Source organism: Aquimarina mycalae (genome assembly GCF_029906345.1).
In the GTDB taxonomy this organism is placed as follows: domain Bacteria; phylum Bacteroidota; class Bacteroidia; order Flavobacteriales; family Flavobacteriaceae; genus Aquimarina.
On sequence record NZ_JARYGY010000011.1, the window covers coordinates 21,961 to 43,789 of the forward strand.

General features: G+C 32.0%; 20 protein-coding genes. 3 read left to right on the top strand and 17 right to left on the bottom strand.

All coding sequences use genetic code 11. The annotated features are described in order from the left end of the window. Position 1: 1 nt before the first annotated feature. Entirely contained in the window at positions 2–856 is an 855-nt protein-coding gene (locus QBK95_RS21515) for a hypothetical protein (protein ID WP_280936629.1), read from the bottom strand. 4 nt (positions 857–860) lie between these two features. Beyond that, on the bottom strand, positions 861–2,732 hold the full coding sequence (locus QBK95_RS21520) for a type VI secretion system Vgr family protein (protein ID WP_280936630.1): 1,872 nt from the start codon (positions 2,730–2,732) through the stop codon (positions 861–863). A gap of 328 nt (positions 2,733–3,060) precedes the next feature. Between QBK95_RS21520 and QBK95_RS21525 the strand changes: the two genes are divergently transcribed. The 3 genes from QBK95_RS21525 (at position 3,061) to QBK95_RS21535 (ending at position 5,879) form a co-directional block, all read left to right on the top strand. Beyond that, entirely contained in the window at positions 3,061–3,375 is a 315-nt protein-coding gene (locus QBK95_RS21525; RefSeq protein ID WP_280936631.1) for a hypothetical protein, read from the top strand. 184 nt (positions 3,376–3,559) lie between these two features. Next, positions 3,560–4,606, top strand: coding sequence for a DUF6340 family protein (locus QBK95_RS21530; RefSeq protein WP_280936632.1), 1,047 nt, complete (start codon positions 3,560–3,562; stop codon positions 4,604–4,606). Positions 4,607–4,814: 208 nt separating this feature from the next. Further along, entirely contained in the window at positions 4,815–5,879 is a 1,065-nt protein-coding gene (locus QBK95_RS21535; RefSeq protein ID WP_280936633.1) for a T9SS type A sorting domain-containing protein, read from the top strand. A 2-nt stretch (positions 5,880–5,881) separates the two neighbouring features. Here QBK95_RS21535 and QBK95_RS21540 read toward each other — a convergent pair whose 3' ends face one another. From QBK95_RS21540 to QBK95_RS21610, 15 genes are all read right to left on the bottom strand, one after another. Then, a complete protein-coding gene (locus QBK95_RS21540; RefSeq protein WP_280936634.1) occupies positions 5,882–6,118 on the bottom strand; it encodes a DUF6095 family protein in 237 nt (78 codons plus the stop codon). After that, positions 6,108–6,920, bottom strand: a complete 813-nt coding sequence (gene murQ, locus QBK95_RS21545; RefSeq protein ID WP_280936635.1) for an N-acetylmuramic acid 6-phosphate etherase — start codon at positions 6,918–6,920, stop codon at positions 6,108–6,110. The genes QBK95_RS21540 and murQ overlap by 11 nt, the downstream gene beginning before the upstream one ends. Before the next feature lie 25 nt (positions 6,921–6,945). Further along, positions 6,946–7,764: a DUF4249 family protein gene (locus tag QBK95_RS21550; protein ID WP_280936636.1), complete on the bottom strand. Its 819-nt coding sequence runs from the start codon at positions 7,762–7,764 to the stop codon at positions 6,946–6,948. 4 nt (positions 7,765–7,768) lie between these two features. Next, positions 7,769–10,150: a TonB-dependent receptor gene (locus tag QBK95_RS21555; protein WP_445012643.1), complete on the bottom strand. Its 2,382-nt coding sequence runs from the start codon at positions 10,148–10,150 to the stop codon at positions 7,769–7,771. Between the two features lie 430 nt (positions 10,151–10,580). Next, positions 10,581–11,051, bottom strand: coding sequence for a hypothetical protein (locus tag QBK95_RS21560; RefSeq protein ID WP_280936637.1), 471 nt, complete (start codon positions 11,049–11,051; stop codon positions 10,581–10,583). A gap of 111 nt (positions 11,052–11,162) precedes the next feature. Further along, positions 11,163–11,717, bottom strand: a complete 555-nt coding sequence (locus QBK95_RS21565) for an outer membrane protein (RefSeq protein ID WP_280936638.1) — start codon at positions 11,715–11,717, stop codon at positions 11,163–11,165. A gap of 131 nt (positions 11,718–11,848) precedes the next feature. Further along, positions 11,849–12,490: a hypothetical protein gene (locus tag QBK95_RS21570; protein WP_280936639.1), complete on the bottom strand. Its 642-nt coding sequence runs from the start codon at positions 12,488–12,490 to the stop codon at positions 11,849–11,851. Between the two features lie 86 nt (positions 12,491–12,576). Then, positions 12,577–13,665, bottom strand: a complete 1,089-nt coding sequence (locus tag QBK95_RS21575) for a hypothetical protein (protein WP_280936640.1) — start codon at positions 13,663–13,665, stop codon at positions 12,577–12,579. Further along, positions 13,646–14,182 carry a hypothetical protein gene (locus QBK95_RS21580; RefSeq protein WP_280936641.1) on the bottom strand — a complete coding sequence of 179 codons (537 nt, stop codon included), beginning with the start codon at positions 14,180–14,182 and terminating at the stop codon, positions 13,646–13,648. Before QBK95_RS21580 ends, QBK95_RS21575 begins: the two co-directional genes overlap by 20 nt. Before the next feature lie 4 nt (positions 14,183–14,186). Continuing rightward, positions 14,187–14,726, bottom strand: coding sequence for an RNA polymerase sigma factor (locus tag QBK95_RS21585; protein WP_280936642.1), 540 nt, complete (start codon positions 14,724–14,726; stop codon positions 14,187–14,189). Positions 14,727–14,899: 173 nt separating this feature from the next. Then, positions 14,900–17,128 (bottom strand): NADP-dependent isocitrate dehydrogenase, encoded by a 2,229-nt coding sequence (locus tag QBK95_RS21590; protein WP_280936643.1) that lies wholly within the window; start codon positions 17,126–17,128, stop codon positions 14,900–14,902. Between the two features lie 973 nt (positions 17,129–18,101). Further along, positions 18,102–18,452: a 50S ribosomal protein L19 gene (rplS, locus tag QBK95_RS21595; protein ID WP_280936644.1), complete on the bottom strand. Its 351-nt coding sequence runs from the start codon at positions 18,450–18,452 to the stop codon at positions 18,102–18,104. Between the two features lie 119 nt (positions 18,453–18,571). Continuing rightward, a complete protein-coding gene (gene trmD / locus QBK95_RS21600; RefSeq protein WP_280936645.1) occupies positions 18,572–19,255 on the bottom strand; it encodes a tRNA (guanosine(37)-N1)-methyltransferase TrmD in 684 nt (227 codons plus the stop codon). Between the two features lie 61 nt (positions 19,256–19,316). Next, on the bottom strand, positions 19,317–19,934 hold the full coding sequence (locus QBK95_RS21605; RefSeq protein WP_280936646.1) for a tRNA (guanine-N1)-methyltransferase: 618 nt from the start codon (positions 19,932–19,934) through the stop codon (positions 19,317–19,319). Between the two features lie 418 nt (positions 19,935–20,352). Beyond that, positions 20,353–21,801 (bottom strand): glyceraldehyde-3-phosphate dehydrogenase, encoded by a 1,449-nt coding sequence (locus QBK95_RS21610; protein WP_280936647.1) that lies wholly within the window; start codon positions 21,799–21,801, stop codon positions 20,353–20,355. Between the last annotated feature and the right edge of the window lie 28 nt (positions 21,802–21,829).

Consider the following 21,829-nt stretch of genomic DNA (forward strand, 5'->3'; position numbering starts at 1 on the left):
ACTACTTTTTTTTCATAAGCTTACTAATTTGTTTCAGCTGATATAAGTCATTTACTTTTACTCCTAACATTATGGTTGCTTTATCCACTTGATTATTTTGATCCAGATCAAGAACTTCTAAATAAGATGCATTAAAGTTTAAAGCATATTCGTGAACTCCGTAGGAACGTATAAAGAGTTCGCTAGCTGATTCTTTATCAAAACGAGCATAATCGATTGCTCCTGATCTCATGAACTGTTTGCCTTTGGTGTCTTTATTAATACCTGTGATAGTGGTTTCAATACGTAATGGAAGTTTCTCTAAATCAAAAAAATTATCAAAGTCTTTTTGTTGTTCAATGGTAATTTCTTCCATTATATTCTGATTATAAATAGGCGAAAACAGAGCACTATAGATTTCAGATTTTTTAATCATACTTACAAAGGATTCATTATCCTCGATAAGTGTATCAATTCCTAGCAGGAATTTTTTAATGTCAGGTATTAAGTGCTTAAACTTTTTTTTGATTCGTTTTGCCAAATCATACCATTCCTCAGCAATCTGACCTCTATTGAGGATTGTAATGATTTCTCCATAATCATTAGTGTATAATGTTATGTTTTTATACAGAAACGCTAACGCTTCTTCAAGCCCGAACATATCATCTATATTACTCTGAGACCTATTATTTATTTTTATATTATATAAATAACCTAAATGATCTTTTTTTACAAAGGTCTTTTCTATGGTAGCGGTAATTTTGTTTTTAGTAGTTTCTTCAGGCGAAATTATCTGTTGCACCATTCCGAAATCATAAGTAATGGTATCTATACTTTCTGAAAGAGATAAACTTTGTTGTTGTAAGGTGACAGACATAGTTTTAATTTATTTCAACTTTACCACCAAGAACTTTTACCTTAGCTCCATTAATTAGATTTTTGGCTGCACCAGTAATATTTAAAACTCCTGCTGTAACAATAGTCATAATTGCACCACTTTGTATATTGGTCATAATCATTCCAGTTATGGATACACGTTTCCCAAAAATAGTGGCACTTTTATCACCTTTAATAGAAGCTTTGGATCCGGCTTTAGCTTTTAGATCTGTACCTGCTTCCATACTTAGATTAGTTCCTGCGCTGGAACTCATATCTTTTGCTGCTGTAGAAGCAATGTTATTCCCCGCATTTACAGTAAGATCATTGCTAGCTTCTATAGCAATATCTGTAGAAGAGAAGGTGATTTTATTAGGAGCATTGATAGTAATTTCTCCGTTTCCACCCATCACAATAGTATTTCCACTAGGATCAGCTATAGTAACACTACCGTCTGCATCATTCAATGTTACTTGATTGCCACTACGTGTTTTGATTGCTTTAAGGTGATTATTACCGCTTTTAAAACTTTCTGGTACAGAAGAAGCGTTCGTGACACTACCTTGAACAATTGGTGATTCTGCATTCCCTCCTTCATGTCCAACGATAACTTCATCACCTTTTTCTGGAACAAAATACATCCCTTGTCCAGGACCACCTGCAAGACTTGCTTGTCTGATCCACGGAGAGGTTTCTCCAGTTTCTTTTTGCCAGGCATATTGTATTTTTACACGACCCATACCTTCAGGATCCACGTTGTCTACCACAACTGCCGTTTGTGATTTACTTTTTGGAAATGCTTTAATCGAAGTTTTTGGATAAATTTCGGTATCTGCTGTTACTGCCTCAAAAGTATTCTCATATCTTCCGCTTTCACCACAGTTATGAGTTACTTTGGTAATTCTGTAATTGCCATAAGAAGAAGAAACATCTCCATCTATGGTAATGACACTACCTACCATTATACTAGGATTACTACTTTTTCCTTGTACTTTTACCTGATTAATTTCATTAGCTTTCTTTTGTAATAGTACTTGATCGTCGATCCTAGATTTCATTTGAGTATCATCATGCGCACTTACAAAAACCTGAGTTTCTTTTTGAAATAACTGATTGCTTTTTTGACTAATTGTAGATATAACCCCTTTAGAACTAGAAGTTAATTCTTTGGTTTTTACTTCGTGAAAAGCATCAGATAAGTAATCATTGGTAAAGTATTTAAAATTATTAGGAATGGTTTCCAGTTGCATGGATAACTCAAAGAGATCATATCCATATCGAAGCTTTACAGGATCTTTATTTTCAGGTTTTCCAAATACCAATTGAGTTCCGTTATAGTAAAACCATTCACCGTATTGAGCAGCTAATCTACTAGTGTATTGAAAAGCACTTTCTTCTTGCTGTACGCTATAGTGTATGGGAGTTAGTTTTTTTGGAGAAAAATTAAATTGTAAAATTCCTTTATCGTATCCACTAAACGTCTTTTCCAAAATTTCTGATATTCCTAGATCTTTATGAGAAGCATAATGAGGGCCATCATCTGCAATGATACTACAGCTCTTTCCGTGGATATGTATAAGATCACCAGTCTTTTGATAGAATCCTTTTACTGTGTTAATAGATGTAACGACACCTTTGAACTCTAATATTTCATCATTAGAAAAACCATTAACAGCTTGTATTTTCAATAAAAAGACAGCTCCTAAAAAATTAATGCTTTCTCCAGAAATGTCTTCAGTAACAGTTTCTAAAACATCTTTTCTACAAACAAGTTCGAAACTGTGATGCGCATCTATTTCTTGATGTAGAGATAAACTTTTAAATGCAGGTATAGATTCACCTCCGATATATATTTGTACTTGAGTATCTGCAGCCATAATCTCATTAGAATTTTAAAACCAAGTTTAAAATACGAAGTATAGAAGGTATTAGTTGTCAAATGAGGACGAATGGTAATTTGATAAGGATGTTTGTAGTAAATTTTGTGGTATTAGAGATAAAACTAATTGCTAGTATATGTGTTTAAGATAGTATATAAAGGTGTTTAATACATTATTAATTTCGATAACTGAAAAAGAACACTACTCCATTTAGATAAGTAGTTTGTCAACAAAATCCTCTCAAATCTCCACACTTATATATTATTAGAGAATAAGAAATTTATGTTTATACCAGATTTAACAATTCATTTTAAATTAGAAAGCAATGAAAATTAAGAACAATCTTTTAAAAAATTTAGGAAAAGTTACATTGGTATTATCTGTAATGTTGATTTCGTCTTGTGGTGACGATGATGCTCAGGATTTATTAAATGATGTGGCTTGTGAAAACCAAACTACAGCATCAAGATTAAGTGTAGAAGGTGCAATTATTGCATATGATGCTAATCAGAATCAAGCAACTTGTGAATCTCTTAGACAACTTATTGAAGCGTATAGAGATTTTGAATGTATTCCTGATGATGTATTTGCGGCCGAATATGATGCTTTGCCTGCTGATTGTGCTGATGCAGGGAATTAATGTATCAATTCTCAAATTAAATATTCAAAAACGCTAATTATATATTGGCAATTTTTCTATCGTAAAGAACAATAAAGTTATTTGAATATCTCTAGGGAAAAGAGTGGTTTTGGGGAAAACCACTCTTTTTTAATGTAACCTTATAAGGTTCTTATTTTTTAAGATTATATATAATTACAAAGACATGAAACATCAACTCATATACAATACAATCCTTTTATCATTTTTTTTCATAATGGTTGTAGGATGTGGTAGTAAAAAATCATTAAAAGCTGAAGTAATAAAACCTCCTTTAGTTTCTCTGGATTCATCTGTGAAAAAAATTGGTATTCTCAATAGAAGTATCCCTTCTGATCAGAATATAGGATTGGATCAAGTAGACAAGATATTATCAATTGAAGGAGAGAAACTTGATAAAGAAGGAGCTGAACAGGCCATAGTTGCTTTAAAAACAGCCCTTCTACAAAATCCAAGGTTTACAGAAGTGATCATTATACCTATAACATTGAAAGAAAATCCTGGAGGAGGAGTTTTTCCTTCTTCGCTAAGCTGGGATCAGGTAGATGATCTATGTACAAAGAATCAAGTAGATGCTATTTTTAGTTTGGCAGTATATGATACAGATGCTAAGGCTGCATATACTGTTAATGAGACTCAGGTAGAAGGTCCTTTGGGGATCAAAATTCCAGCTATTGAACATATAGTAGATATAGAAACTAAAATTAAGACAGGATGGCGTATTTATGATCCTATAAAGAAAAGAATCAGCGATCAACTTACGGTAAATCAAAAAACCAAATCAAAAGGTAAAGGAATTAATCCGATCAAAGCGATAGAAGCGGTAACAAATAGAAAACAATCGGTCTTACAAATAAGCCAAAAAATCGGTAGCGATTATGCATTAAGGTTATTGCCATACAAGGATCACGTATATCGTAATTACTATGTGAAAGCAACTCCTAATTTCGAAATTGCTAAACGAAAAGTAGAAACAGGACAATGGGAAGGTGCTGCTCAACTTTGGGAGAAAGAAACATCGAATCTAGATCCAGAAATTGCAGGACAAGCTTGTTTTAACATGGCTTTTTATAATGAAATCAAAGGAGATTATACCAAAGCCATTGAATGGGCAACAAAATCATATACTGATTATGAAAATAAAAATGCTCTGAGATATATTGATGATCTAAATGAAAGAATAGAGAATCAAAAGATATTAGGTAAAAACTAAGTTGTATTGTTTTTTTCATCCTTTACGAATAGAACAGTAAAACAACTTTAGATACAACACCGCCTAATTTTAATAGTTGTATAAAAATAAATCCCCAAAATAATAACAGTATACCACATAATAGTGTTGTTTGTCCTCAAACAATAAAGGTCACATTCCAATTACTATATATTGAAATGTTGTTGCTGAATTTTTAATTTTTTAAAATATGAAATCTCTGTTTACATTACTTCTGGTTATTTTATCGCAGTCCCTTTTTTCGCAAAGTGGAAGTGTTTTTTATATGGTAAATGGAATTCCACCAGGAGCTTCAAGTATAGATATATTTGTTGATTTTCAAGTCGATAATTTCCCAGATAATGAGGCTCTTGGATCAGTCTTTTTTTCTGTTGAAGAGATTGATGAAGTAAATATTTCTTCACCTATCTATACAGGAACGGTGCTAGGATTTATTGAATTCGTTTTAGAAGAAGGGCAAAGTACATTTTCTGAAACAATTAATCTTAATCCAGGAATTACTTTAACGGATGAATTACCGACAGGAAGAGTATATAGAATTGTTGCAGAAGGAGGTGTCATACAGGATATTAATACCTTTGAAAATTTAGGTGTTATGAGTGCATTGCCTCTATATCAAAAATTAGATGTTGGTGGTAATATTTTTGATTCCAGAATCAATGTGTCTTTTATAGAGAAACCCAAAGAAGTAATTCTTAATGATAACTTTATTATTAAAACTGAGATCAATACAGGTACTTTACCTGAATTTGATTTTGGAGAAATACGTTTTCAGATTCATGAAGTAGATGAGGCAGATGTGTATACATTGGAAGATGTTCCGAATCAAACGTTTATTAGTCAAAGTTCTGCTATTGTGATCAATTCTAGTGGTACTGTTAATCATGACTTTACCTTAGCGGCACCCTCAGTGTTAACCAATAATTTACCATCTGGCAGGGTATATAGAGTTAGAGTTTTAAATACAGGAACTACTAAAACGTATCCTTTCCCTTATAAATTAACCGTATCAACAACATTGACTGTTGATGATTTTAATACAAGCTCTCAAAAGATTGCTTTTTATCCTAATCCAGCCATTGATAGAATCATAATAGATACGAATATTGATACTGATAGTTATAGGGTATATAGTCTATCAGGAAAAATGATAAAAGAAGAAAAAGCAATGGGGACTTTAGAAGTTGGAGATTTAACTACAGGGATTTACTTTTTGGTTACAGATAGTGGTACAACAAAATTTATAAAAAAATAAAGTTATTTTTTCTTTCCAAACATAGAATCCATAATTGTTTTTAACCCTCTAAATGCCATGAATATCGCAAAAGCAGCTCCTATCAATCCTAGAATTAAAATAGGAATATAATATGGATGATCTTGATTCTTAAATGCTGAATGTATAATTACAGGACTAATAAACATAAAAATAAGTGCAATCGCCATTCGTTGTACTCCTTTACCCAATAATTCTTTGTCTGTTCTTTTAGGCTCCATAGTTTTGTATTGCATTACGAACACTACCGTGTTTTTCTAATAATTCCGCGGCTAATGCTCGTTCGATTTTTAATTCTTCCATAATCATTCTGGTCCCTCGATCTACTAGTTTGTTATTGCTAAGCTGCATATCAACCATTTTGTTTCCTTGTACTTTTCCCAGTTGTATCATGGTTGAAGTTGAGATCATGTTTAGTACTAATTTTTGAGCAGTACCTGCTTTCATACGAGAGCTACCAGTAACAAATTCAGGACCAACAGTTACTACAATAGGAAATTGTGCAGTAGAGGCTAATGGACTACCTTCATTACAGGTAATACATCCAGTTATAATATTAGATTCATTACATTTTTTTAATGCTCCTATTACATAAGGCGTAGTTCCAGAAGCGGCTATACCAATCACAACATCTTTTTCCGAAATCTTATAATCTTCAAGATCCTTCCAGCCTTGTGTGGTGCTATCTTCCGCAAACTCAACTGCTTTTCTAATAGCTGGATCTCCACCAGCTATTAAACCAATAACCAGCTCATGAGAAACTCCAAAAGTAGGAGGACACTCACTGGCATCCACAACACCTAATCGACCACTAGTTCCTGCACCCATATAAAAAAGTCTACCACCATTTTTTAGTTTTTCAACGATTTGAGTTACTAATGACTCAATTTGAGGGATAGATTTTGCTACTGCTTCGGGTACGGTTGTATCTTCCTTATTGATGTTGGATAATAATTCAGAAATGGTCATCTTTTCCAGATGATCATAGTTAGAAGCTTGTTCTGTTATTTTGGTAAACGCCATGCTTCAAAAGTACTGATTTTCCTGATTACTCTTGAATAGTAAATTGAAAACGATTTGCTTCTGATAGATTAAAGTATCCTAAAGCAAAATTATCTGGATTTGTAGTATTGATAATGTTTCCTCTAATCTGGGCAGGAGGCGTCTGAAAAGGGTTTCCACCATCTTGCTCACTTTGTTCTATTAAGAGGTTCGAATAGTTATAGTATCGTTCGTCTATACCAAGAATTTTAATAGTCACTTCTTCACCGCCAATCATATCTTCATAAAAATAAGAGAAATTAAAAGCTTCTCCTTGGTAAAATCTATCTTCACTTGGTAAGTATAGATTAAAATCAAAGTCAAATAAATAAAAATTCTCCCTATTACCATCATCTGTAAAGAAAACGATCACTTCGGTTTCATCTCCATCAAATAAGGTGCCTTCTCCTTGTTCTATGTTATCAATAGCAACTGTTGGAATAAGTTGCGCTGTTGCTTTATAAGTTTCACCCTCGTAAATAACGGTAAGTTCATAATCAACATTAAATTCGGGAATAATACTTATATTTTCTGGAATAAAAAATCCAAGTTCTCCCGATTCAACAAAATTGATGATAGAGTTATCAGAAAGGTTAGTTACGAATACAGTTGCATTACTTACTGTAGGGACATTGTCATCAAAAAATGGAGCAGATAATGTAAGCCGTACTCCACCCAAAGCATCTATTGGATTTTCATCTAAATAAATCTCAAAAGATGCATCTATTACTAATCTAGGCTCTCCATTAGGAACCTCTACATCAATAACATCTTCACAGCTGGTACATATGCTAATTCCGATAATGATATATAGTAACTTTTTCATTGTTTTAAAATTTAAAATTATAGGTAACCGCAGGGACAATTCCAAAAATAGAAGTTCTTATCGCTTCATTAACAAATGTTTCCGTATTTTGAGTAAAGGTAATAGAGGCTGCATTTCTACGATTATATACATTATAGATACTAAAAACCCATTCTCCCTGCCATTTTCTGTTTTTGTTCTTTCTTGGTGTTAATGTTGCCGAAAGATCCATACGATGATATGCTGGTAGACGTTGGCCATTACGTAAGCCATCAAAAATGGGGACTACCAACCCTTGAAATTCAAACTGTCCTGATGGGTAATTGGTAGGTTGTCCTGTTTGAAACAGGAAATTAGCATTAAATTTCCACTTTTTATTCAATTCATAACTTCCATTAAAAGAAATATCATGAGTCTTATCGTAGGGAGTATTATACCATTCTCCATTGTTAATACCAATTTCTGTAGGTGTTCTTCCTGGTGTACGTTGTTCTGATTTAGATAAGGTATATGCTAACCATCCTTTAAATTTCCCTTTATTTTTTCGGATTAAAAGTTCTAAACCATACGCTCTGGCTTCACCATTAAGTATTTCTTGTTCGATAGCATCATTTGCTATAAGTTCAGCTCCATCTATATAATCAATACGGTTTTCGATATCTTTATAAAACACTTCTGTTTCTATTGAGTACGCGTCATCCTTAATGCTTTTAAAGAATCCTAATGCATATTGGTTTAATAACTGTGGTTTTATATATTTTCCGCTTGGTGTCCATACATCTAATGGAGTAGGAGAGCTTGTATTTGATAATAAATGTAGGTATTGCGCCATTCTGTTATAACTAGCTTTTATTGAAGTATTATCGTTAAAAACATAGGCTAATGCTACTCTTGGTTCTAGATTGGTGAAATTCTTTATTTGATCACTTCTACTAATTCTTTCTGTACCGATTGGATCTGCAGCTTCATAGATTTGCAATTCCTCATTAAATAATAAGGGATTATCATTCTCATAAATATTTAGTTCATCTTGTCCTAACCTAGTAAAGTTACTGAGGCGAACACCATATTGCAATGATAAATTATTAGAGATTTTATGCTCTGCATCGATATAAACTCCTAGTTCATTGGCATATTTATCAATTAGTTTATCCCGTATAATTCCTGAATCTTCGCTATTAGGTTTGATTTCACCTGGATTGAATCGATAATAGATGTCATTGATCCCATAATTAAGCTGAAAATTATCACTGAGATAATGTTTTAGATCATACTTTAAGTTAAAGTTTCTGATGCCAGAATCCCATTCAAAACCTACAAAATCAAGCTCTAAACCATAAAAATAATCAGAATATATCAATGATAGATTAGAGAATAATTTGTCTGAGAATAAATGATTCCATCGTAAGTTTAAAACTGTATTTCCATAGGTGTTTCTAAAACTTTCACTGATAGAGAAAACGTCTCTACCAAAATACCCTGATAAAAAGAGACTGTTATTCTCGTTAATTTTATAGTTTAATTTAGTGTTGAGGTCATAAAAATAAGCTACGTTATCATTACCATCATCCAATAAAGGTAAGAAAAGGTGTGCATAAGACGCACGACCTCCAACCAGAAATGCTCCTTTGTTTTTTACAATAGGTCCTTCGGCTAATAACCTACTAGCTACTACTCCCAGACCTCCACTAAGATGGTATTCTTTGCTATTTCCTTCTTTTTGATAAATATCTAAAACAGAAGATACACGACCACCATATTTTGCAGGAATTCCTCCTTTGTAAAGTTTAATATCTTTTATAGCATCTGGGTTAAAAACTGAAAAGAATCCAAAAAGATGAGAAGAGTTAAAGATGGTTGCTTCATCCAATAAAATTAGATTTTGATCAGCAGCTCCACCACGAACATTAAACCCAGAAGCACCTTCACCACTACTGGTTACACCAGGTAACAAAATTATGGATTTAATAACATCTGCTTCTCCTAGGACTACTGGTATTTGTTTGATGGTTCCTGCAGTTAGTTTATTAAGACTCATCTGTGGGGTCTTAATATTGACTTTTTCCACGTTTTCAGTAATAATTACTTCATCTAACATTTCGGAAGCTTCAGTTAACTGAAAATTCAATTTCTTATCTTCATCTAAGATGATCTCTTGAACGATGTCTTGAAAACCTAAATAACTAATCTGAAGCTTATAGTTTCCTTTTGGTAAAGTAATAGAGTAAAATCCGTATTCGTTGGTGACTACTCCTTTTCCCATTTCTGGAAAAAGGACATTGACACCAATCAATGTTTCATTACTGGATTGCTCTGTTATGGTGCCACTTATGGTAAATTTTTCCTGAGATATAGCAGATGAGTATACCAGTATGCAAAGCACTACCAGTACTGTTTTAAGAGAGATGTGGTTTTTCAAAAGAAAATGTTTTTCTATAACGCTAATAGAATAGACGTATTAATCTACAATATGTTACGAATTATAGTTTATTATTTCTACTATATTAAAGATTTTAATTAAGATTTCCAGCAAAAACTAACGGGAAACCATTCTCCGGAGTATACAGGATAACTATTTGAGGATTTAACACTGGATTTGCGTTTAAGATATACTTGGTTGTTTTCTGAAAATACATAGTTAGTATCAATTTTTTTGGTTTCTATAATAACTTTAGTTTTCATTTGGGGCTTTGGTAACATTTTTTTCTTGTATTTAATGATAACAACTTTTGTGCCTAAAATTTTATATGCTGGTTTTTTTGATATATAAATCACATAATCCTTTGATTTTTTTCCAAAGGATTATGTTTTATCTATTTGATCAATAGTTTATTATGTTATTTTTTTATAGTTTCAAGAATTTGTTCTTCAGTTTCGCCATCTGGACTACCAGATTCGATAAAAAAGATAAAACTAGCTTTTGTGTTATTTTCGGTAAAGTTCACCTTAAACTCTACAAATATGTCTGGTTGTATTACATCGTCGATTATTGCATTGATTTTATAATTTGATTCATCTACTTTCTCCCATTTGGACATTGCTTCATATGAGTTACAAGTTTCATCGATATCCTTATATTTTCCTTTACTAATAGTATTGCCATTGTTTATAAATGTAATAGATTCACTGTTGCAATCTAGTGATTCTTCCATACCATTGATGGTTATTTTGGTTACTTGCCAAGTGCCTATAATTGGTTCTGAGCTGATAGTGGGATCGGTTATTTCTATAATTATATTGTCATCATCAGACGAACAAGAAGTTTGACTTATTAGGATCAGGACAAAGATTAAAATTAACTTTTTCATTGTGTTTAAAATTTAGTTATTGAATTTTATGTGATATATACTTAGATTTTTCTTTTTAGAATTCGCAGTTGATTGTTACTTATAAATTAAATAGTATGTAAGCGTTAGCTTTTATAGTTTGTAACCTACACCAACTTTTATGAGATGTATATTTGTATTGAATGAGATATCTGGCAAATTATCTTGCGCACCGAGTTTTACAAAATCATATTGAAATTGAACAAAAAACTTTTTATAGATATCATATGCAACCCCAAAGTTTAAGTTAAACCCACTTTGAGTGTCAGTGGATTCGGTGGTATCTGTTCCTGATACATCAAAAAACATGATTGTGTATCCAATACCCACCGAAGGGCGCAATTTTTCAATTGATTCTATGTTTAGTTCTCCAAACAACCTTGGCTGTATGGTGTATGCTGTAGTTTTGAAAATATCAGACTTGTTATTGATTAATATTCCACCATTCAGAGAAGCTCCTATTTTTACAGGACTTAAGTTAACGAACTTATAATCTACACCTGCATCAATAATTCCAGTATAACTTTCTCCGATAAAATTGTCACCTAAAGGGATAGGGTAGTTGAGTTCAAAACTAATTTTTGAGTCTTGAGAAAGTAATTTGAAGCTAATAGTTAATAGTACTATACATAAGATGTTTTTTTTCATGATTACAAAATTTAAGTTAATTGTTAATTAAGGGTATTTTAAGGCAATACTTAGCCTGATCAATAGGTGTTCTCTATTGATTATTGATTATGTCGCTTGAAGCGTATTATGTTATTTGGTAAACTGTTTGGTTAATTGATCGGAGCTTTTTTCTTATATCGATTCTTGCCAAGGTTAAAAACTCCAATCTTAGCTCCGATATTTATAGAAAATCCATTAATATTATCCAGAATATTAGGTATTGGGTCAATTGGGGATGAAAATCGGTATTTTATACCTGCTTCAAATTGTAAGTATTTAGAAAGATTATACAATATGTTAATACCAGGTTCTATAATCAATGTTATATCGGTACTTTTGATTAATGGTCCAGAAGCTTGTACGTATCCAGGTCCCATTAAAAGTGGAAAAGAAAAATTAAATCTTGATGTCCTCAGTACTATGTTTTCTACATGGAGACCTCCGTAAATAACCAATAAGTCAAAATCTCCCCCAAAAGAACGATCTACCGAACTTAGGCCAGAGTATAAAGCTCTTGCAGTAATTCCTAACTCCATCTTTTTATTAGCAACATATGCTAATTTAACTCCTGCATTGGTTGTTTCATTTTTTTTAATTTGACCATATCCAATATCTACACCAAGATAAATACCGTGCAGTATGTTTTTTCTGTCATTAAACTCAATATAATCCGATGTTTCAGTTTCTTGCGAATATCCTATGCTCATTGATATAAACATAAATAACGTCAGTAAGATAGTTGATGCTTTCATTTAGTTTTCTTTTCTATTATGTATTGACAACTAATTTTTTTAAGGGTTGCTTATAAATTATCTTTTTTTCGGTTTTATAATTGTAATTATCGCTCTTGTAGAATAATAATACCTTTTTCACCCTTAATATTTATTTTTCCTTTGTTATTTTCAGATCCGTAAGAAGCTTCTATGTTTCTTAATCTTTTTATCCTATTTATCATTGTGTTTTTTATGTTTTTAAAGGATTTAGGGATTCTCAATAACCCTTGTTCCAGCGATGCATTAAAATCAAAATTAAGTCCCGATATATTGATATTTACCTCCGAAGATTTTTGATTTACGATAATGTTCGTATCAGATTTTGAAATTTTTTTAATTTGTAAATCAGCTACTTCCATTGTAATATTTATGGCTTGTTGTACCTGAAGGAGTTTAACATTAGAGAACTTAAGTTCTCCAGTTATCGTTTTTAATTTTTCAATGGTAACTTTATCTTTATTTGAATATACTTCAAGCTCAGCAACATTTTTAATAGTTATAGTAGATCCACTACTATTTATCTTTAAATCTTTAGAATTTTCCAGGTCAAATTCGCTATTTTTTAATTCTACATTACCATTTGTTATAGATTTGGTTCTTAGTTTACCAAATTTCATTTTGATATTAGCATTGGTAATATCATTATTGATCCAGGTATCTCCATGTTGTAGATTTAACTTTAATTTTCCGTTCCAATCATTAATAATAATATCACCAAATTTATTAGTTACTTGAATTTTTGAATTAATAGGTAAATTGATGGTGTAGTTTATTTGAATATTTCCTTTACCAACATCTAATGGATTAGTTTTGCTAAGCATTCTAGAAAAGAAACCACTGCTTTTTTCTTCAATGTTAGAAAAAATATTGACAAGGCCACCTGATGAGGTTATCGATGGTTTAATCCTATCCAGAAGATCTTTGGCATCAGCTTTCTCTTTTTTGTTAACCAGAATATCAATAGTAATTTCTATTTCTTGTTGGTTCCAACCATTAATTGTAATATTTCCGTATTTGTTATCCAACTGAAGCTCTCCCGAGTTTGTAAACTCATATGATTGCTTTATTGTTTTGGATACTTTTTGCTGAGCGCTTAATGTGTATCCAAAACCGAAAACAGATAGGATGAGTAGTTTATAAAATATATCCTTCATTATCATCAGTTTTTTTTGAATCATTGATTTGCTCCAATAGATTTTCTATTAACTCGATTCTTTTTTTATAGTTGTTTACGATGGCTTCTAATATGTACTCATTGTTGAAATTATTCTCCATTTCCTTTTTTAAAAGCTCATATTCTTTATCTAGTTCATCCATGAATGACAGGAACTCTTCTTTGTCACTTGCTAATAACTTGTCGTTATTATTAACCAATTGCACTTGAAAGGATACCAAACCTTTATAATAGCTGTCTATATCCATTAATTCTTGATTAGCAACGTTACTTGATTGATTTGAAGCAGTGAAAATGCTAGCTAAAGAAAAGACTCCAATCAAAATAATTATGGTAGCAGCTATTTTAATCATTGGTGATTGCCAAAGCTTTACAGTTTTTACTTTAGAAACAGGGTTAAGTTCTGATTCGATGTGTTCCCAGAGCTTATTTTTATCTACTGTATGTTCGTCAAATAGATGTCTGTTTTTACTTATATGTTTTTCAAAATCATCCATGGTATTATATTGTCTTTATAATCTGAATTAGTTTTTTCTTAGCTCTATGATATTGAGATTTTGATGTGGAGCTAGAAATTTTTAGTATCTCCGAAATCTCAACATGATCATATCCTTCAATTAGATATAGATTAATAATTTGTTTATACCCATCAGGAAGCAGCGCAATTCCTTTTTTTATTTTTTCGATATCGGTTATTGGAACTGGTATACTTGTTTCTTCGCTAAGATGATATTCTTGATCTTGAAGCGGAGTGATTGGTATTTTTTTTAATTTCAAATGATTAATACTTTTATTAATGACTATTCTTTTGAGCCAGGAACCAAAAGTACTTTCATACCTGAAAGAAGGTAAATTTCTAAAAGCTTCTACAAAACTCTCCTGCGTTACATCTTCTGCATCCTCTTTTATACCAATCATACGCATACTTACATTGTACATAGCATTCACATATAGCTCATATAGCTGATATTGAGAATTTCTATCACCAGACTTGCTTTTTTCTACAAGGTCTTTATGTGTATAAAGAATATTGGTTTCCAATTATTAATTCTTGGTTGTAAGTTTCTTTTAAAGTTACTCTTCTTTTCTAGTTATTACTATTGACAACTCAAAAAGTAAAGGGTTGCATCTAAGGTTTTTTTAGGATTCATAAAAAAAGCCTGTAGAAATATATCTACAGGCTTTTAGGATTTTTAGTATCGGTTTACTATTATTTATGCACCAATAATTTTATTTAATGTTTCACTAGGTCTCATTGCATTAGCAACTTTAGTAACATTTGGCCAGTAATAACCACCCATATCTACTGTACTTCCTTGAGCATCTATCAACTCTTGTAAAATCTTAGTTTCATTATCAGCAAGTTCTTTTGCTAATCCACTAAACTCCGACTGAAGATCAGCATCCTTATTTTGAGCAGCCAATTCTTTTGCCCAATATAATGCTAAATAGAAATGACTACCTCTATTATCTAATTCGTTTACTTTTCTGGATGGAGATTTTTTATTTTCTAAAAACTCTTCAGTAGCTTTATCTAATGCTTCAGCAATTATTAAAGCTTTTTGGTTGTTATTTACCTCTCCTAAGTGTTCTAAAGATATTGCAAGTGCTAAAAACTCTCCAAGAGAATCCCATCGAAGGTGTCCTTCTTTATTAAATTGTTGTACATGCTTAGGAGCTGATCCACCAGCACCAGTTTCAAATAAACCTCCACCATTCATTAATGGAACGATTGATAACATCTTTGCACTGGTTCCAAGTTCAAGAATAGGGAAGAGGTCAGTATTATAATCACGTAGTACATTTCCAGTTACAGAAATAGTGTCTTTACCATCTTTTATTCTTTCTAAAGAAAATTTAGTAGCTTCTATTGGAGACAGGATTCTGATATCTAATCCATCAGTATCGTGTTCTGGCAGGTATTTGTTTACTTTTTCAATAAGACTGGCATCATGAGCTCTATTTTTATCTAACCAGAATACAGCAGGTGTGTTGGTTGCACGAGCTCTACTTACAGCAAGCTTTACCCAATCTTTTACTGGTGCATCTTTGGTTTGACACATTCTCCAGATATCTCCCTCTTCTACAGCATGTTCAATTAAAACAGTACCAGAAGCATCTACAACGCGAACAGATCCATTTCCTTTAATTTCAAAAGTTTTATCGTGTGATCCGTATTCTTCAGCTTTTTTAGCCATCAGTCCTACGTTTGGAACTGTACCCATGGTTGTTGGATCAAAAGCTCCATGTTTTTTGCAAAAATCGATAGTCTCTTGATATATCCCTGCATAACTACTATCTGGTATAACTGCTTTGGTATCCTGAGTATTACCATTTGCATCCCACATCTGACCAGAAGTTCTAATCATTGCTGGCATAGAAGCATCGATAATCACATCACTAGGAACATGAAGATTTGTAATTCCTTCATCAGAATTTACCATAGCTAATTGTGGACCGTTTTCATAACAAGCTTTAATATCTGCTTCTATTTCGGATCTTTTAGCAGCATCTGGTAATTTTTTTAACTTGTTTACAAGATCACCAAAACCATTATTTACTTCAACACCTATTTCTTCTAATATTTCACCGTGTTTTTGGAAAACATCTTTAAAAAAGACTTCTACAGCATGCCCAAAGATAATAGGGTCAGATACTTTCATCATAGTTGCTTTCATATGTAATGAAAACAATACATTCTTATCCTTAGCATCTGCAATTTGCTGTTCTAGAAAGGAAATCAAAGCCTTTTTGCTCATAACAGAAGCATCAATGATCTCGCTAGCAAGTAATGTAGTCTTTTCTTTTAAAACAGTAGTGTTTCCGCTATGGTCAATAAACTCAATCCTAACATCACCAGCTTTAGATACAGTAACAGATTTTTCATTAGAACGAAAATCTCCACTAGCCATAGTTGCTACATGGGTTTTAGAATCACTGCTCCAAGCACCCATAGAGTGAGGATTTTTTCTTGCATATTGCTTTACTGGTTTAGGAGCTCTACGATCAGAATTACCTTCTCTTAACACTGGATTTACAGCACTACCTTTAATTTTATCATATCTGCCTTTAATTTCTTTTTCGGCATCATTTTCTGGTTCTTCAGGATAATTAGGAATATTAAAACCTTGTAATTGTAATTCAGCAATTGCTGCTTTCAATTGAGGAATTGAAGCACTAATATTAGGAAGTTTGATGATATTAGCTTCTGGTTTTAGCGCAAGCTCACCAAGTTCTGCAAGTGCATTTGCTTGTTTTTGTTTATCAGTAAGATTCTCTGGGAAAATTGCTAAAATTCTTGCTGCAAGAGATATATCTTTGGTCTCTACTTCTATATTGGCAGCTTTTGTGAATTTTTCGACAATTGGTAAAAAAGAATATGTAGCTAATGCAGGTGCTTCATCAGTTTTTGTGTAAACAATTTTTGAGGATTCAATTCCCATATTTTTTTGATTTTGGATAAGATATCTTTTTTGGGATTACAAGCAGGATATCTTATGTATTATACTATGTATTAAGGAAATAATTAGTCGTTTAACTTTTCTTGGACAAACAATATTAATCCTTGTTTTTAATCTGGCGGAATATTTTGCGTATTGCAATATTATTTGCTGTAAGATTTTCCGAGCGCGAAGATACGAATATAGGGCAGTAAATGCAACCTGTATGATGTTAGTTTTGCGTTAAAGCGATTGAATTAGAAATCTTTAAAAAAGAAAGGGAAGAAAAAATGGTAGTCGCAAAAAACTGAACTTGATTTGAGAATAATTTTACAAAATGAAAAGCCATATCATAATACGAATACCTTGATATGGCTTTTGTGCAGAAATAAGAATAATGTCAGCTGTTTTACCCGCTGTGAAATAATAACTTTCGTTAATTTATACCAAAATTGTTATTTCTGTTTTTGAGTAGATTTAAATTGATCTAAGAAAATACCGATGTTAACCTAAATACTACTCGGGTGACTATTGCGAACGCTTGTGTTTCTAAATTACTTTTGTAATTTTTCAGTTTTTCATCCGAATAGTCTAATGCCTCTTAAAATTAAAAAAGTGTCAAAACTTAATTTTTTCCTTTGAATTTCATTTTGAAATGATTTTAAAGAGAACCCTTAAAGTGATTTCAATGATGTACTCAAAAAAATAACTTTCGTTTTATATTTATCCTAATTTTAAGATGGTTTATGTAAATGTTCAAAGAACGTGTTTAGAAAATAATATAATCAGGGAATCCTTGTGTCATCTCTTTGAGTAATTATATAATTTCTTTAATAAAAATAACAAAAATACATCAAGCAGTCAATTTTTTGTATAGTTTTAGTTATCAACTGGTTATAAACCATAGTTATTAACTTTTGTTCATAAAAAAAGGTTGCCCTTTGGCAACCTTTTATATGGTAAAAGAAGTAAGAAATTAGCTTCTTTTTTCTTTAATACGAGCTTTCTTACCAGTAAGTTCTCTAAAGTAGAATATACGTGCTCTACGAACTTTACCTCTTTTGTTAACTTCGATTTTCTGAAGTGCAGGTAAGTTTACTGGGAAAATACGTTCTACACCTACTGTTCCAGACATTTTTCTGATTGTAAAAGTTTCACTAGAACCAGAACCTCTTCTTTGGATAACAACTCCTCTAAAGAACTGTGTACGTGTTTTGTTTCCTTCTTTAATTTCGTAATATACTGTGATTGTATCACCTGCTGAAAACTCAGGTAAATCTTTTCTTGTAACAAATTCGTCTTGTACGAATTTTACTAAATCTTCCATTTTTGAGATAGTTTACTTATGTTTATTAAAGCAACATGCACGATTCTCGCCAGAGGTTATTTCAATTAGGCTGCAAAAATAATTATTATTTAATGATTTGCAAGTATTTATAGTATTAATTATTCATTTTCATTTAGTAAATCGGGTCTTCTTTCCTTAGTTCTTTGGTAAGCTTGTTCTTCTCGCCATGCTTCAATTTTTGGAAAATTTCCAGATGTAAGTACTTCTGGTACCTTCCATCCTTTATATTCGGCAGGTCTTGTATATATAGGAGGTGCTAATAGATCATCCTGAAATGAATCAGTAAGTGCAGAAGTTTCGTTGCCTAATACACCAGGAATTAACCGTATAATCGCATCACAAACAATTAAGGCACCAAGTTCTCCTCCTGACAACACATAATCTCCAACAGATATTTCTTTTGTGATAAAATGGTCTCGAACTCTTTGATCTACACCTTTATAATGACCGCAAAGAATGATTAAGTTTCCTTTTAATGATAGTTGATTAGCGATTCCTTGATTTAAAGTTTCCCCATCTGGTGTCATGTAGATAACTTCGTCATATTCTCTTTCTGCTTTTAATCCCGAAATACATTTGTCGATAGGTTCTACCATCATTACCATACCTGCACCACCACCAAATTGATAATCATCTACTTGTTTGTAGTTATCAGTTGTGTAGTCTCTTAAGTTATGTAAATGTACTTCTACAAGTCCTTTTTCTATAGATCGCTTCATAATTGAAGCTTCAAAAGGGCTTTTAAGAATATCCGGTACAACGGTTATTATGTCTATTCGCATCTTGTATAGTTAAGAGCTGCAAAGATGCAAAAGAATATAGTAAAAATCCAGATAATTATAATTACTTGGCTCCAGCTTTACGTTGTTTGTTTATTTCATCCTGAAGTTTACGCATTACTTTTTGTTCTCTTTCTAATGCTCTACGTCTGTGATCTTCAAATTCAGCTTCAGTTTCTGCTAAAGCCTTTTTGGCTTGTATTGTAACAGAATTACTATTCTTGAATTTAAAAACAAAGAACGCTAATAATGCTAAAAGTGCTCCAACGATTGTCCACATCATAGTTTTGTAACTACCTTTTGTAAAAGATATTCCTAAAAATGACATGCTATCTTTTTCTTCTGTAACCGAAGTGAGGTTTTCATTGGTTTTTGCCAGAGATGCTTCTAGATTAGCTATAGAAGTCTGCTGTTGTGTGATTTTTTGATTAGAACTAGTTAATTTAGATTCAAGGGTTTTTAAAGAATCAATCGTGTTCGCTTTCAATTTATTTAACCAAACTCGTTTTACAACTTTGTATTCTTGGTACTTTCCAGATTTTTTTATCACAACATCAAATTGGTTTTCAATGTTTTCTTGTTGCAATGCCTGTTCTGCAGTAAGGTTCTCTTCTTGTGCCTGAATGGTTTCAAAGATAGGGAATAGAGCTATTAAAACTAATAGGTACTTTGGTAATTTCATGTGTGAATTTTTGATGTTTTTAATGGTCATATGAAGCCTTCTGAGTACTGTGATATCTCTTATTTAATATGGTTTAAGAAATATTTACGGGTCGTATTGGTTTCATTCTCGTTTTACGTTAGTCTTTAATTAACTTTAACGGTAATAAATATACGATATTGTAGATAATTTAAAAGATTTAATGCTCATATCTTACATCTGCATTCTTTGTGTTTTGTTTTTTGTTAGATAGATGATTGCTTTCTATATGTGGTTACTTACTTGGAAATTTCAACCTTTTATTTTGATTCATAATATTAGTGAAGTATAGTTGCTTTTGATATATAGGTATGTATTGTATGACTAGATGAGAGATAAAAGTAAAAAGTCGCTACATAACATATCGACTTTTTTGGATTATTTATGTACTTATTGATTTCTAGTAATAAGTGAAACGTCTTACCTTGGCAATATATTTAGATAATCTTATTACCTGGTGACTATATCCATATTCATTATCATACCAAACATAAAGAACAGCATTATTACCTTTAGCATCCACAATAGTTGCATTGCTATCGTAAATTGATGGTGCAGAAGAACCAACAATATCACTAGAAACTAATTCGTTGTCTAAAGAGTATTTAATTTGTTCTACTAGATTTCCTTCTAAAGCATATTTCTTGATAATCGCATTCATACTTTCTTTAGAGGTGTTCTTATCTAAGTTAAGATTAAGAATTGCTAAAGATCCGTTAGGTACAGGTACTCTAATTGCATTAGAAGTTAATTTTCCTTCAAAACTAGGTAATGCTTTTGAAACTGCTTTTCCTGCTCCAGTTTCTGTAATAACCATATTTAAGGCAGCAGCGCGACCTCTACGGTATTTTTTATGCATATTATCTACTAAGTTCTGGTCATTTGTATATGCGTGAATTGTTTCTAAATGTCCATTTACAACTCCAAAACTTTCGTCTACTGCTTGCAAGATTGGTGTAATTGCATTGGTAGTACAAGATGCAGCAGAAAATATGTTTACTTTATCAGGATCGTGTTCTTTGTGATTTACACCGTGAACGATGTTAGGAACTCCTTTTCCTGGTGCTGTAAGTAAGACTTTGTCTATACCCTTAGCAACCAGATGTCTGCTTAATGCTTCTTTGTCTCTAAACGCTCCAGTATTATCTATTAATAAAGCATTGTCAATTCCAAAAGAAGTATAATCAATATCCTCTGGGTTATTAGCACTAATTACTTTTACTGTTGTTCCATTGATGATTAACGCACTGTTTGCAATATCGGTTTCAACCAAGCCTGCAAAATCTCCATGAACAGAATCATTTCTTAATAAAGAAGCTCTTTTTTCTAAAATATCTTCTGTAATAGCTCCTCTGGTCACAATCGCTCTTAATCGCAATTGGCTTCCTTTCCCAGTAATGGTCATTAATTCTCTTGCAACAAGTCGTCCAATACGTCCAAAACCATATAGAACAACATCTTTAGGAGAAATGTTTTTAAATTCTTTAGCATCCTTTAGTTTGTTCATTACAAAACCAGTTGCAGAATCAAACTCATTGCCTGCTAAGTGATATTCATAGGTAAGTTTACCTATATCTAATTTAGCAGGAGGTAAGTCCATTAATTTAATGGCTTGCGCTATTTCTACTGAGTCAAAAATCGAAATTGGTTTTTGAACAAACTCACCTGCGTATTCATGTAAGTTAAGAATTTCACTTACATTTTTATCAATTAACTGATTACGAAATAATACAAGTTCGATAGAATTGTCGTACCATAAATCGCTTACAGTTTTAATAAAAGCCACAGTAGCGCGGCGTCTGTCTGCCTGAAAGGCAAGTTCTTTTTCATAAACTTCGTTAGAGCTCATAATGTGTTGTGTTTTACAATCTTGAAAT

Coding starts and splice junctions, on each gene's coding strand:
- QBK95_RS21515 (WP_280936629.1), bottom strand. CDS start 856: ATGTCTGTCACCTTACAACAACAAAGTTTATCTCTTTCAGAAAGTATA.
- QBK95_RS21520 (WP_280936630.1), bottom strand. CDS start 2,732: ATGGCTGCAGATACTCAAGTACAAATATATATCGGAGGTGAATCTATA.
- QBK95_RS21525 (WP_280936631.1), top strand. CDS start 3,061: ATGAAAATTAAGAACAATCTTTTAAAAAATTTAGGAAAAGTTACATTG.
- QBK95_RS21530 (WP_280936632.1), top strand. CDS start 3,560: ATGAAACATCAACTCATATACAATACAATCCTTTTATCATTTTTTTTC.
- QBK95_RS21535 (WP_280936633.1), top strand. CDS start 4,815: ATGAAATCTCTGTTTACATTACTTCTGGTTATTTTATCGCAGTCCCTT.
- QBK95_RS21540 (WP_280936634.1), bottom strand. CDS start 6,118: ATGGAGCCTAAAAGAACAGACAAAGAATTATTGGGTAAAGGAGTACAA.
- murQ (WP_280936635.1), bottom strand. CDS start 6,920: ATGGCGTTTACCAAAATAACAGAACAAGCTTCTAACTATGATCATCTG.
- QBK95_RS21550 (WP_280936636.1), bottom strand. CDS start 7,764: ATGAAAAAGTTACTATATATCATTATCGGAATTAGCATATGTACCAGC.
- QBK95_RS21560 (WP_280936637.1), bottom strand. CDS start 11,051: ATGAAAAAGTTAATTTTAATCTTTGTCCTGATCCTAATAAGTCAAACT.
- QBK95_RS21565 (WP_280936638.1), bottom strand. CDS start 11,717: ATGAAAAAAAACATCTTATGTATAGTACTATTAACTATTAGCTTCAAA.
- QBK95_RS21570 (WP_280936639.1), bottom strand. CDS start 12,490: ATGAAAGCATCAACTATCTTACTGACGTTATTTATGTTTATATCAATG.
- QBK95_RS21575 (WP_280936640.1), bottom strand. CDS start 13,665: ATGAAGGATATATTTTATAAACTACTCATCCTATCTGTTTTCGGTTTT.
- QBK95_RS21580 (WP_280936641.1), bottom strand. CDS start 14,182: ATGGATGATTTTGAAAAACATATAAGTAAAAACAGACATCTATTTGAC.
- QBK95_RS21590 (WP_280936643.1), bottom strand. CDS start 17,128: ATGGGAATTGAATCCTCAAAAATTGTTTACACAAAAACTGATGAAGCA.
- rplS (WP_280936644.1), bottom strand. CDS start 18,452: ATGGAAGATTTAGTAAAATTCGTACAAGACGAATTTGTTACAAGAAAA.
- trmD (WP_280936645.1), bottom strand. CDS start 19,255: ATGCGAATAGACATAATAACCGTTGTACCGGATATTCTTAAAAGCCCT.
- QBK95_RS21605 (WP_280936646.1), bottom strand. CDS start 19,934: ATGAAATTACCAAAGTACCTATTAGTTTTAATAGCTCTATTCCCTATC.
- QBK95_RS21610 (WP_280936647.1), bottom strand. CDS start 21,801: ATGAGCTCTAACGAAGTTTATGAAAAAGAACTTGCCTTTCAGGCAGAC.